10 protein-coding genes are annotated in these 12,872 nt (G+C 66.2%); 6 read left to right on the forward strand and 4 right to left on the reverse strand.

All coding sequences use genetic code 11. The features are described from left to right. Positions 1–28 precede the first annotated feature (28 nt). The 5 genes from DXT59_RS28060 to DXT59_RS28080 all read left to right on the forward strand — a co-directional run bounded on the left by DXT59_RS28060 (position 29) and on the right by DXT59_RS28080 (position 10,495). The gene (locus tag DXT59_RS28060; RefSeq protein WP_162878282.1) at positions 29–4,747 is read left to right on the forward strand and encodes a non-ribosomal peptide synthetase; all 4,719 of its coding nucleotides are present in this window, start codon (positions 29–31) and stop codon (positions 4,745–4,747) included. After that, positions 4,744–5,808 (forward strand): GNAT family N-acetyltransferase, encoded by a 1,065-nt coding sequence (locus tag DXT59_RS28065; RefSeq protein WP_240324714.1) that lies wholly within the window; start codon positions 4,744–4,746, stop codon positions 5,806–5,808. The genes DXT59_RS28060 and DXT59_RS28065 overlap by 4 nt, the downstream gene beginning before the upstream one ends. A 30-nt stretch (positions 5,809–5,838) precedes the next feature. Then, positions 5,839–7,230: a lysine N(6)-hydroxylase/L-ornithine N(5)-oxygenase family protein gene (locus DXT59_RS28070; RefSeq protein WP_116141472.1), complete on the forward strand. Its 1,392-nt coding sequence runs from the start codon at positions 5,839–5,841 to the stop codon at positions 7,228–7,230. A 62-nt stretch (positions 7,231–7,292) separates the two neighbouring features. Beyond that, entirely contained in the window at positions 7,293–9,503 is a 2,211-nt protein-coding gene (locus tag DXT59_RS28075) for a TonB-dependent siderophore receptor (protein ID WP_116141584.1), read from the forward strand. A gap of 17 nt (positions 9,504–9,520) precedes the next feature. Next, complete coding sequence (locus tag DXT59_RS28080) at positions 9,521–10,495, forward strand: GNAT family N-acetyltransferase (protein WP_116141474.1); 975 nt, start codon at positions 9,521–9,523, stop codon at positions 10,493–10,495. 31 nt (positions 10,496–10,526) lie between these two features. On the opposite strand, the gene DXT59_RS30890 is transcribed toward DXT59_RS28080, so the two are convergent. The 3 genes from DXT59_RS30890 to DXT59_RS28090 all read right to left on the reverse strand — a co-directional run bounded on the left by DXT59_RS30890 (position 10,527) and on the right by DXT59_RS28090 (position 12,084). Then, a complete protein-coding gene (locus tag DXT59_RS30890; RefSeq protein ID WP_162878283.1) occupies positions 10,527–10,676 on the reverse strand; it encodes a hypothetical protein in 150 nt (49 codons plus the stop codon). A 50-nt stretch (positions 10,677–10,726) separates the two neighbouring features. Beyond that, complete coding sequence (locus DXT59_RS28085; protein ID WP_116141476.1) at positions 10,727–11,221, reverse strand: BON domain-containing protein; 495 nt, start codon at positions 11,219–11,221, stop codon at positions 10,727–10,729. A gap of 92 nt (positions 11,222–11,313) precedes the next feature. Continuing rightward, positions 11,314–12,084: an SDR family NAD(P)-dependent oxidoreductase gene (locus tag DXT59_RS28090; RefSeq protein ID WP_116141478.1), complete on the reverse strand. Its 771-nt coding sequence runs from the start codon at positions 12,082–12,084 to the stop codon at positions 11,314–11,316. Between the two features lie 152 nt (positions 12,085–12,236). Here DXT59_RS28090 and DXT59_RS28095 point away from each other — a divergent pair, with 152 nt between their 5' ends. After that, positions 12,237–12,560 (forward strand): thioredoxin family protein, encoded by a 324-nt coding sequence (locus DXT59_RS28095; protein ID WP_116141480.1) that lies wholly within the window; start codon positions 12,237–12,239, stop codon positions 12,558–12,560. A gap of 48 nt (positions 12,561–12,608) precedes the next feature. Here DXT59_RS28095 and DXT59_RS28100 read toward each other — a convergent pair whose 3' ends face one another. Next, positions 12,609–12,860, reverse strand: coding sequence for a hypothetical protein (locus tag DXT59_RS28100; protein ID WP_116141482.1), 252 nt, complete (start codon positions 12,858–12,860; stop codon positions 12,609–12,611). Between the last annotated feature and the right edge of the window lie 12 nt (positions 12,861–12,872).

The raw sequence follows: 12,872 nt of genomic DNA on the forward strand, positions 1-12,872 counted from the left end.
CTCTACCAATCCCTTAGCGCCGCGGTCTATGCCTTCGAGCGCCGATCTAGTCTCGCTCGCCGAGCGATTCGCTCGGCTGCCGGCGGCGCAGCGGGCGCGTTTCGTCGGCAAGCTGAGCGACGCCGGTATTGACTTTCGCTTGCTGCCGATTCCCTCGGGCATCGCGCCGCCTGTGTCCGGCGCATCGTACGCACAGACACGAATCTGGCTACACGCGCGATTGATCGACGAGCCCGCGGCCTATCACATCGCATTGCGGCTCGAGCTCACCGGCGAACTCGACGCCGGTGCGTTGCGGCGTGCATTCGATGCATTGGTCGCACGCCATGATGCGTTGCGTACGAGCTTCGTCGAATCGGCGGATGGCGGTCTCGAACAGTACGTCGCCGCGAGCGCCCCGTGTCCTTGGCGCATGAGCGACGCGAGAGGCGATGACGAGGCGTTTCGTACGGCGGAGCAGGCGGCGGCCGAGATCGCTCGCGCCGAAGAGGCCGAGCCGTTCGACCTTGCACATGGCCCGCTGCTTCGCGCGCATTTGATCGCGCTGTCGCCGCGCCTGCATTGGCTCGTCCTGACGATCCACCACATTGTGGCCGACGGCTGGTCGATCGACGTTGCGCTGGGCGAGTTGTCGGTGCTGTACGACGCATTCGCGGCGTCGAGCGCCGATGCCTCGAATTTGCCGGCGCTCGTGCCGTTACCGGTTCGATACGCCGATTATGCTCAGTGGCAAAAACTCTGGCTCGAAGCGGGAGAGGGCGAGCGGCAACTGGCGTTTTGGCGGCAGCGCCTCGATCCGGCGGCGGGCGTGCTTTCGCTCCCCGGTACTCGCTCGCGGCCTAAGCAGCGCGACGCGCGCGGCGCGCGCCACCATTTCGTGCTCGATGCTGCGTTAGGCGAGCGCGTGCGCTCGCTGGCCGCGGCCCGCCAGGCGACGCCGTTTGCCGTCCTGCTTGCCGCGCTGCACGCGCTGGCGGCGCGCGCGAGTTCCGAGCGTCGGATTCAGATCGGCGTGCCCGCCGCTAATCGATCCCGCGTGGAAACGATCGGTTTGATCGGGTGTTTCGTCAATACCGTCGTCGTGTCGGCCGACGTGGCGCCGCGTGCGCGTTTCGATGCGCTTGTCGATCAAGTCCAGCAAGCGCTGGTCGATGCGCAGTCGCATGAAGACGTGCCGCTCGATCAGGTCATCGATGCATTGGGCGTGGCACGCGATGCGAGCCATCACCCGCTGTTTCAAATGATGGCGACCTACGCCGTGGCCCAGCCGCTGCCGCGTTTCGGCCGCGCGCAGGCGACGCCGTTACCCACCGATTCGTGCTTTGCGAAATTCGACCTGGCGGTAGGGTTCGAGGCCCGAGAGGACGGCGCATTCGACGCGGCATTCGTGTACGCGCAAGACCTCTTCGACGCGCAGACGGTGGCCCGCTTAGCCGCACGGTACGTGCAGTGTTTGACGAATGCGCTAACCGCGCCGTCGGTGGCGATCGGCGATATCGAATGGCTAACGGACGACGATTGGCGCGAGATCGACGCCTGCCACGGCGCGACGCCCGCGATCGATACGCGCGTTTCGGCGTTCGTGCCGATCCACGCACGCATTGCGGCGCTGGCTAGCGAGCAGCCGGCGGCGTGCGCCGTCTCGGATTCGTTCATGAGTCTGACGCGCTCCGAACTCGAGGCGCGCGCCGATGCGCTTGCGCGGCAATTGGTGCAGGCCGGTGTCGGGCCCGAGGTGCGCGTGGGCATCGCACTGGGCCGATCCGTGCAGTTGATCGTCGCGCTGCTCGCGATTTTGAAAGCGGGCGGGGCGTTCGTTCCGCTCGATCCTTCGCATCCGATCGAGCGCACGGCCCATGTCATCGATGATGCGCGAATCGATTTCGTGATCACGCAGCGCGCGCATGCCGGCGCGCTCCCGTTGCGCGAGCATGTGCGCGTTTGGACATTGGATGCGGACAGGCAGGAGCACGCACGGCACGAGAGCGATCGGCCGGTATGCATGATGCCGCATCCGCGGCAAACCGCCTACGTGATCTATACGTCGGGCTCCACCGGTGTGCCGAAAGGCGTGGTCGTCGAGCACGGTGCGATCGCGATGCACTGCGCGGCGATTGCCGAACAGTACGGCATGCGCGATGACGATCGCGTCCTGCATTTCGCCTCGATCAACTTCGACGGCGCGCACGAATGCTGGATGGCGCCGCTCGCGGCGGGCACACCGGTGCGCCTAAGCGACGACGCGTTATGGTCCGCCCAGGAGACGCTCGCGGTCATTGAACGCGAGTCCATTACGGTCGCCGCGTTCGTGCCCGGCTATGCGTTGCAACTGGCGGCGTGGGCCGCGCGCCACGGGGCGCCTCCCTCGCTGCGGTCGTTGACCGTCGGCGGCGAGGCGACTTCGCTCGAAGCATGCGCTGCCTTGCGCGCGGCGTTTCCGGGCGTGCGCATCGTCAACGGCTACGGTCCGACCGAAACCGTGGTCACGCCGTTGCTATGGATGCTCGACGGCGCCGCGGATGCGCCCGTCGCCGAGGCGTCGGCCTATCTGCCGGTCGGCACGCCCGTGGGCGCGCGCACGGCCCACGTGCTCGACGAGGGGATGCGGCCGTTGCCGGCCGGCGCGGCCGGCGAGCTCTATCTCGGCGGCTTCGGCGTTGCACGGGGCTATCACGCCCGCGCGGCGTTGACGGCCGAGCGATTCGTTCCTGATCCTTACGGCGAACCGGGCGCGCGTCTATACCGCACCGGAGATCTCGTGCGCCGCCGGCGCGACGGCGCCATCGAGTTCCTCGGTCGGATCGACCATCAGGTGAAGCTGCGCGGACTGCGCATCGAACTCGGCGAGATCGAGTCGAAGCTGATCGGGCACGCGAGCGTGCGCGATGCGGTCGCACTCGTGCGCGGCGCGGGGGCCGATGCGGCGCTCCTGGCGTATGTCGAACCCTACGAGATCGCCCCGGCGATCGAGGGCGAGGCGCTGTGCGCCTACTTACGCGGCGTTGTTCCCGATTACATGGTGCCCTCGCACATCGTCGTCATGGAGCGCCTGCCGCGCACCCCGAACGGCAAGGTCGACCGAGCCGCATTGCCGTCGCCGGCGGCACGCGCACGCGGCTTCGAGCCGCCTGCGCCCGGCATCGAAACGGCCCTTGCGCAGATCTGGTGCGACGTGCTCGGTACGGATCGCATCGGGCGCAACGACGAGTTCTTCGCCGCCGGCGGCCATTCGCTGAAAGCCGTCGCGGTCGCCGCACGCGTGGCCGAACGGCTGGGCCGGGAGGTACCGCTGCGCGCGCTGTTCGAAGCGCCGACGCTCGCGGCCTACGCGCGGCGCGTGAAAGAGGCGCCATCGCACCATCGGCAGGCCGAACCCGATACGGCCGAGCCGGGCTCCGCGGACGATCGCCTCTCGAATGCGCAGATGGCACTTTGGTTTCTCTGGCGGGCGGCGCCGACGACGGCTTCCCACCATATCGCGCTTGCAATGCGCCTTACCGGGCCGCTCGATCGGCCGGCCTTGCAGCGCGCCCTGCAAAGCATGGCGCAACGCACCGCCGCACTGCGGATGGGCATCGTCGATGGGGCGCAGCCGCGGCGGGTCGTATCGGCTTCGAATTCAGTCGAGCTCGCGTTTGACGATTTGTATGGGCGAGCGGACGAGCCGGACCGGCTCCGCCTCGCGCGGCATGCGACCGACGAAGAGGCGCTGCGCCCGTTCCCAATGACCGGCGCGCCGCTCTGGCGGGCTCGTTTGATCCGTCTTGGCGAGGACGAGCACGTTTTATCGCTCGTCGTGCATCACGCGGTGGCCGACGGACAATCGATCTCCCTTTGGCTCGACGGATTGCGCCGGGCTTATATGAACGAACTCGACGCGGTATCCGTGGAGGACGCTGCTTCGAAAGCGCTCACCGCATCGGCCGTACCGGCCCCGCCGCTCGTCCCTCAGGCACCGATCGAACGCGACGCGCGCTATTGGCGAGCGCAGTTACTCGACGCCGCTCCGTTGCCGTTGCCGAGGCGCGCGCCACGCCCCGCGCAGGCATCGACGCCGGGTTGGGGTGCCACGCGTATCGCCTTCGCCCTCGATCGCGGCGTGGGGGACGCGCTGAGAACCCGCGCGCAAGCCGTCAATGCAACGCTGCCCATGCTCATGCATGCGGTGCTGAACATCGCTTTGGCGCGCGAGCTCGCGGTGCGCGATCAACCCGTGGGGGTCCTGGCATCGAACCGCAATGCCCACAGCCGGACGGCCATGGGCCTGTTCGTCGAAACGCTGATCGTGCGCACACGGATCGCGCGCGAGGCGACCCTGCTCGACGTCGTGGCGGCGGTGCGCGATGCGACGCTCGACGCCTACGAACATATGGCGGCGCCGCTCACCGCGATCCTAGGCGCCGCACGTGACAAAAACGGCGATGGCCATCCGTTGCTGGCGGTGCTGTTCAACTATGTGCGAGCCGCGGCTGAGCCGACGCAATGGGGCGGCCTCCAGGTCGCGCCATTCAACGACGTGCGCCGCCGCATGCTGTTCGAACTCGAACTCGATATCGCGGAGGACGCGCAAGGCGATTTGCGCGGCGCCTTCTCGTTTGCGCATGAGCGGATCGACGAGTCATTCGCGCGCCGGCTTTCGCGCGCCTATTTGCGTGCGATCGAACAGTTGGCCGATACGCCGGCCGCGTGCGTGTTTGAATCCGTCGCGGCCGCGCGGGCGGGTTCGATTGAAATGGAACACCCATGAGCGAAAACGATACGTTGACCGAAACAAACTTGTCGATAGCGTACGCGGGGATGGAGGGCATCCCCGCGCTCGTTGCCTCGGGCGCGGACGAAGCAGTCGCCGTGCATCGAGCCGGCGCAATGGGAGGCAATGGCGCTGCCGATACGCTCGTGTTGCACGCGCGTTGGATGCCTGGGCGCGGGTTAGTCGATCTCACGTGGGCAAGCACCGCGCATGGCGAGTTGCGGCATGCAGCCTTGCTCGCCGCATTCGGCGTGGCATTCGCAGCCGATCGTTCTTGCCGCGCCATCAGCGTGGACACAGCCCATATCGGCCGTCGCGCGCTAGATTCGTTGCGCCGTTGCGGCGTATTGACTATGGGCGGCAAGTGTCTGCGCGAGACGTGGGCGCAGCAACCCGATCTGTGGTTGACGGGTGCGGCCCGGCTGCCCCCCGCGGCACTCAGCTACGAGATGACCGGCATGATCCGCCATCCGCGCCGCCCGCCGTACCGAGACGGCATCGTCTACACGCGCGAGCTTCCCAGGTTCGGCCACCGCTTCACGTTGCGCACGGCATCGATCGAATCCGACCTGCCGGTGCTGCATCAGTGGCTGAACGAGCCTCGCGTGAACGCGTTTTGGGGCGAGGCGGGCGGGCTCCACGCCCATCGCGCGTACCTCGAGCGGCAATTGGCGGCACCCCACGTGCACCCGTTGATCGGTGCCTTCGACGATGAGCCGTTCGGCTACTTCGAGGCTTACTGGGCGAAGGAGGACCGGATCTCGCCGTTCGCGGAGCCCGGCGAGCACGATCGCGGCGTGCATATGCTCGTCGGTCAAACGCGCTGGCGCGGCGCGCATTGCGTGGCCGCCTGGCTGCCTTCGCTCCTGCATTACCTCTTTCTCGACGATCCACGCACGCAAGCGGTCGTGTGCGAGCCGCGCCACGACAACGTTCGCATGATCGCTTATCTGCGCGAGCATGGCTTCGCCGCGCTGCGGCCGTTCGATTTTCCGCATAAGCGTGCATTGCTGATGCGCACGATCCGCGAGTCGTTCTTCGATGCGCGCCCCATCTGACGGACACATATTTTGACTAGGAGAATCGTCATGACGACACGAGACGATGCGTACGACCTGATCGGCGTCGGCTTCGGCCCATCCAATCTCGCTTTGGCCGTGCGCTTGGCGCAAAGCGATGCCGCCGGGTTGCTGCGCACGACGTACCTCGAACGCCAGCCGGAATTCGGCTGGCATCGCGGCATGCTGCTCGACGATAGCCGCATGCAGATTTCCTTTCTGAAAGATCTTGCGATGCTGCGCGATCCGACGAGCCGCTTCACCTTCGTGAACTATTTGTTCGAACAGGGGCGCTTGCAGGACTTCGTCAATCTCAAGCAGTTTTATCCGACGCGCATCGAGTTTCACGATTATTTGCGTTGGGTCGCGCGCGGCTTCGATGATTTGGTCGGTTACGGAGAGGACGTGACCTCCATTGAACCGGTCTTCGATACGCGAGACCGCCGTGTCGTGACGCATGTGCGCGTGCGTTCGCTCGACGCCGCCGGTCGCGTCCGCGAGCGGGCCGCACGCGCGCTGTCGATCGGTATCGGCGGCGCGCCCGCTGTGCCGGCGCCGTTCGCGTCCCTCGCTGCCCGGCGCGATCCGGCGCTCGTACATTCGTCGGCGTATCTGTCCTCGATCGGCGCGTTGATCGGCGACGGATCGGCACGCAGGCGCGTGGCCGTGATCGGCGGCGGCCAGAGCGCCGCGGAGGTGTTCGTCGATTTGACGCGACGCTTCCCGAACGTGGACGCGACGTTGATCATGCGCGGTCCCGCGCTGCGGCCCGCCGACGACAGCCCGTTCGTCAACGAGATCTTCAATCCGTCCTTTACCGACGTCATTTATGCACAGCCGGACGATCGGCGGCGAGCCACGTTGGAAACGTTTCGGAGCACGAACTACTCGGTGGTCGACCGGCCGCTGATCGAATCGATCTACGAGCTTTTCTATATGCAGCGCGTGCGTGCCGATGTGCGACATCGACTGATCGCGAATGCGTCGATCGACTCGGCCGGGCGGATCGAGACGAACGCGCGCGAAAGCGGGATCGAATTGCACGTGCGTGCGGGCGAGGGCGCGCAGCGCTGCGTCGAACGCTTCGACGCCGTCGTGCTGGCCACCGGATACCGGCGTGACGGCCACCTGGCCTTGCTCGAAGGTCTGACCGATGCGCTCGGCGTTTCGCCGGCTCGCTGCGATGTGACGCGCGACTACCGCTTGCAGACGGGCGGGCACTTTCAGCCGCACATCTATCTGCAAGGATGCTGCGAAGACACCCACGGACTCAGCGACACGCTGCTGTCGGTACTCGCTTGCCGGGCCGACGAAATCGCCGCTTCGCTGCTGCAACGGGCACCGCAGCCACCGCGGGCCGATGCCATTCGCGCGCAAGCGCACAACGGGGCGAGCGACAGTCTGGCGGCTGTCGCTCTGTAATCGATCGCCGTGGCGGCGAGGCTGCCGTGCGGCATAAAACAGTGAAAAAAACGGAGTTATCGATGGAGTGGTTCGACGGCAAGGAACGGCGAGCGATTGCGGTGGCCGCGAGTGCCGCATTATGGGCGGGGGTACAGGGCTATGCGCACGCGCAGTCGGCCCAGGGACAAGACGAGCATGCCGCGAGCACGAGCACGAGCGTGCAGGCGGGGGGCGCATTGCCGACGGTGCGCGTGCAAGGATCGAGCGCGCAAGACAGCGTGCGCGGTTTCGTCGCCCGCCGCACGAGCACAGGGACCAAGACGGACACGCCGCTCGACGAAATCCCGCAAACGGTCAATGTGGTGACCTCGGCGCAAATCGAGTCGCAAGGCGCGCTGTCGGTCAACGAGGCGCTGCGCTATGTGCCCGGTTTTTCGTCATACGGCGCGAGCACGCGGTCGGATTGGTATACGGCGCTGCGCGGGTTCTCGCCGAATCCCTATATCGACGGCTTGGCCGCCCCCAATACGCTCAATCTCGCCGCTTGGCGCGTCGATCCCTACCAGATCGAAAGTGTGACGGTGCTGCGCGGGCCGACCTCGGTCCTATATGGCCAGGGCGATCCCGGCGCGCTCGTCGATATCCGGACCAAACAACCCACCGCCGAGCCGATCCACGAGATCGAGGTGCAAGTGGGCAACGACGCGCGCAAAGAGATCGGCCTGGACCTCGGCGGCAAGCTGACGAAAGACGGCGCGCTGACGTACCGCTTCGTCGGCGTGGGGCGCGACGGCAACATGACGACCGGTCCCCAGGCCGATCAACGCCTGATGCTTGCGCCGTCGGTGCAATGGCGGCCCGATGCAGACACGTCGCTCACGGTTTCCGCGACTTACTTGCACGACAGCACCGATGTTTCCGACAATTTCTTGCCGGCCGCCGGCACGATTCTGACCAACCCGAACGGCCAGATCTCGCGCGACCTTTATACGGGCGATCCCTCGTTCGCGCGCTACGACAAGCGTCAGTGGTCGATCGGCTATGCGTTCGAGAAACGGCTCGACGCTGTTTGGACGCTGCGCCAAACCGCACGCTATGCCCACTTGTCGCTGAACAACGAGGGTACCTACGGCGGCGGCCTCGACCCGACGGATCCGACCCAGGCTACGCTCACGCGCTATGCGGGACTCTTTCAGCCCAACTACACGCGCTTCGACTGGGAGAACAACGCGCAGGCCTATTTCCATACGGGCTCGATCGCGCACACGGTCCTGTTCGGATTCTCGTATAGCCGGCAGTTGTCGACCGATAGCGAACAGGTGGCGTTGGCGCCGAGCTTGAACCTCTATCATCCGGTCTACACGCCGGTGACGACGGCGATCTTCTCGGGGCCGACGTCGTTCGGGCCCACCGACGTGCGTACGACGCTCGATAGCATCGGCATATACGCGCAAGACCAGATCAAACTGACGCCGCGCGTGGTGGCGACGATCGGCGGCCGCGAGGACATCAGCCGCACGCGTACGCAAAACGTTGTAGCGGGCACGGTCCAGAGCCAGCGCAACACGGCATTTTCCGGCCGGGTGGGCTTCGTCTATCTCGGCGATTACGGCTTGTCGCCGTACGTGAGCTACGCGACCTCGTTCAATCCCGTCATCGGCGTCACCGCGGGCGGCACGCCGTTCGCGCCGACGCGCGGCAAACAGATCGAAGCGGGGCTGCGCTGGAAGCCGACGGCGAAAAACTTGATGCTGACCGCGGCCATCTACCAGATCGACCAAACCAACGTCCTCACGCCCGATCCGAACGACCCCTCGCACGTGAACAGCGTGCAGACGGGCCGCGTGCGCTCGCGCGGTATCGAACTGAGCGCCGTGGGCAACGTCACGCGCGATCTGACCGTGGCCGCCGCGTATGCCTATCAGGATGTCAAGAACGTCGAGGCCAACGATGCCTCGCTCGACAAGTGGCCCGTGGCGATTCCGTTGCCGCGCGAGACGGCGTCGGTGTGGGGCGATTGGACCTGGCATACGGGGCCGCTCGCCGGTTTGGGATTGGGAGCCGGCGTGCGCTACACGAGCGCCGCGGCGGGCGGATTCGATAATTCGCTGCAAGTGCCGGCTTATGCGCTGATCGATGCGGCGATCCATTACGACGTGCGCAATTGGCGCTTCGCGGTCAATGCGACGAATCTTTTCGACCGGAGATACGTGACCGGGTGCCAAAGCGACGCCGCTTGCTTTTACGGCAACGGCCGTACCGTCGTCGCGACGGCACGCTACGACTGGTGACGAACGGAGGATATCCGATGAACGAGCCGGCAGCGATGCCCGACGCCGCGCACGAGCGCGCGGACCTCATCCGCCTACCGTACCCGGCGTCCGGCGACCCGGCCGCATTGCTGCCGAGCTTGGCCGAGTGGTTCGGCGCCGAGCGCGAGCGGAAGACGGCCACGGTTGCGTTGACGTACTCGGCCGCGGATGCCGATACGAGCGCAACCGTCGATTCACGGCTCGCCGCGTTTGCGACGCGGGCCGTACGCGACGGCGTGGCCGACCGGGTTACGCGCGATGGCCATACGCTACGCTTGTGCGTGTCGCGCGCGACGTTCTGGCAGCATCCGTCACCGTGGCTGACGGCTCCGTCCTCGGGCGGGGCCGCGCTTCGTTATGTGGTGGAGGGAGGGCGGCGTCATCCCGCGCGTCCGCCGAAACCCACGGGCGTCGTCTATCGGCGATACCTGCCCGCGCTCGGCTCGACGTTTACGCTTCGTTCCGTCGATGTCGACGAGGATACGGAGCGGTTTCACCGTTGGATGAACGCCGATCGCGTCGCTCGGTTCTGGGATTTGCGCGGGACGCGCGAGGAGCATGCGGCTTATCTCGCAGCGCAATGCGCCGATGCGCACGTGCATCCGCTGATCGGCGCTTTCGACGATCGGCCGTTCGCCTATTTCGAGGCGTATTGGGCCAAGGAGGATCGCATCGCGCCGTTCTACGACGCACACGACTTCGACCGCGGGCTGCATCTGCTCGTCGGCGAACGCGACGCGCACGGGCCTGGGAAGTTGTATGCGTGGTTCAACAGCGTGTTGCACTACCTATTTCTCGACGATCCCCGCACGCAGCGGATCGTCGGCGAGCCGCGCATCGACAACGACCGTCACATTGCTTACATGCATCGGCTCGGCGGCTATACGCTCAAGGAGTTCGATTTCCCGCATAAGCGTGCCGCGCTCGTCGTGCTGGAGCGCGACACGTTCTTTACGCATCACGGACCGTAAGCGCGGGCCAAGCGGCCTATCAGTCGCCGATTCAGTCGCCGATTGGGCCCGGCTGCTGGTCGGGTTCCGGCTCGGGCGTGCCGATATCGGGTACGTCGTCCGGTGCGCCCGGGCTGGGCGCATCGGGAACGCTGGGTTGATCCGGGATCGGCGTGGTCGGATCGCTGGCGAATAAACGCATGAAAGACTCCTTGCGGGCGATAGGCAGTGAAATGAGTCAGCGTTGCGCGTTTAAGCGGGGTGCGGCGCACCGCCTTGAAGCTCGGGCACGTTGCCGGGCTGATCGTGGACTACGAGCCGGTCGTCGACTTCGCTCACGCCGGAGATCGCGCTGATGGTTTGGACGAGCGGCGTGTGCTCGGCCGCCAGCACGTGCCCGGAAAGTCCGATGCAGCCGCCGCTCGCGGTTACGTCGATGGCGCCGGGGCGGCTCGTCAGCCGACCCAGTTGGGCGCGCACGCGTTCGGCGAGGACGGTGTCGTCGACCGGCTCGCCACCCCCGTCGAATATCCGTGACGATTGAGCGTGCGCCTTCGCATAGAGGCCGCGCGCCTGATCGGCCGTGCGCTTCGCCTGGGTGCCGGCGAAGCTGGCCGCCTGGCGCTGGCCCGAATGGAGTTTGTCGCGCAGTGTCGCGCGGCGCCGGCGGCCCATTTGCGGATCGAGGTAATACATGACGGCCGCGCCGGCGGCCAGCGTGGCGACGCTGTTCAATAAGCTCTTCATAGGGATCTCCGGTCAACCGCGTTCGATCGCGCCGCGCAAAAAGCGCGACGCGTCCGCTCTCGATCGAGCATCGCGCGTGCCCCGGCGACGAGTCATGCGCCGCCCCATTGCATACTGAGACCGCCGTCGATCGTCCATGTTTGTCCCGTCACGTAATCGCCGTCGTCGGATGCAAGAAACAGCGCGACGCGCGCGATTTCCTCGGGCTGCCCGGCGCGATGCCACGGAATGACCGAGAACGACTGGTCGCGCTTGCCGGGATCGTCGAGCCGGCTCTGCGTCATCGGCGTCTGAATCAATCCCGGGGCGATATTGTTGACGTTGATTTTGTCTTCGGCCACTTCGCGCGAGAGACTGCGCGTGAGCGAGCCGACGCCCGCTTTGGCCATGCCGTAGGGCGCGCTGCCCGGCGTCGGCAAATGCTGGGCGACCGAGGAAATGTTGACGATGCGTCCGCCGCCGCCGTGCTGCTTGCGCAGTTTGACGAACGCGCGGCAGCAATAAAGCGGGCCCATCAAATCGGTGCGCAGCACGCGCTCGAGCTCCGCGTCTTCGATTTCGGCCACTGGAGCCGAACTTGCGCCGACGCCCGCATTGTTGACGAGGATATCGAGGCCGCCCAATTCACGCACGGCATCGTCGAAACAGCGCCGGACACTGGCCGGATCGCCCACGTCGCCTTGTATGACGAGCGCGCGCCGGCCCGCCGCCTCCACTCGCCGGCGCGTTTGCTCCGCGCCGTCGCGGTCGGTGTGGTAGACGATGGCGACGTCGGCGCCGTGTTGCGCGAAGATTTCGGCGATCGCTTGCCCGATTCCTGAATCGGCGCCCGTGATGAGCGCGCGTTTATCTTTCAGTTTCATCTACAGCTCCAGTAAAGAAAGGTCCAACGTCGACTGTGTGAACTGGGGAGCGAGCCGCAAGCGCCATGCCGCCACTGTGCGGCACAATGCCTGCTCGAAAGATGGCGGGGCCGCCATGTCCCGTCCGAATTGCTTCGTTGGAGGCGGAACTCATGACGCAACAGAACGGTTATGCCAAGACGGCGCCGACCCGCGCCGAGGTCGATACGCTAAAGGGCGCCACGGTGCTCGAATTCGGGACGGATTGGTGCGGGTACTGCCAAGGTGCGCAGCCGCATATCGCGCAAGGACTCGCGGGCGCCGCGCCGCTCGTGCATATGAAAATCGAGGACGGCCCGGGGCGGCCTCTCGGTCGCTCGTTCAAAGTCAAGCTTTGGCCCACGCTGATTTTCTTGCGAGACGGTGTCGAGCTTGCGCGTGTCGTGCGTCCCACCGACGCGCGCTCCGTTCAAGAGGGCGTCGCCGCGCTAGGCTGAGGCCAACCTATTGCGACGCCGAGAAGGGGCGATGCGGCGTGCCACGAATCAAATCGGTGTGGGGCGTTTACCCGATTGGTCGGGCGTGTCCATTTCAGGCGGGTAGGGCGAGCCCCCCGGCTTGCTTGACGCGCCGGGCTCATGGGCTTGCGTTTCCCTCGGGTCGCGCGGCACGACGCGTTCGGCCTGCTCATCCGGGATCGTATGCAGCGGCGTGCCGCTGCCGGGCGAATGCGGCGGGTTCGAAGGGTTGCGTTCGCGGCTCGGCGATGCGGCACTCTCGTTCGGGTGTTGGGGCATGATGGTGGCCTC

Origin of the sequence: Trinickia diaoshuihuensis, assembly GCF_003390925.1 — a bacterium.
Lineage (GTDB): Bacteria > Pseudomonadota > Gammaproteobacteria > Burkholderiales > Burkholderiaceae > Trinickia > Trinickia diaoshuihuensis.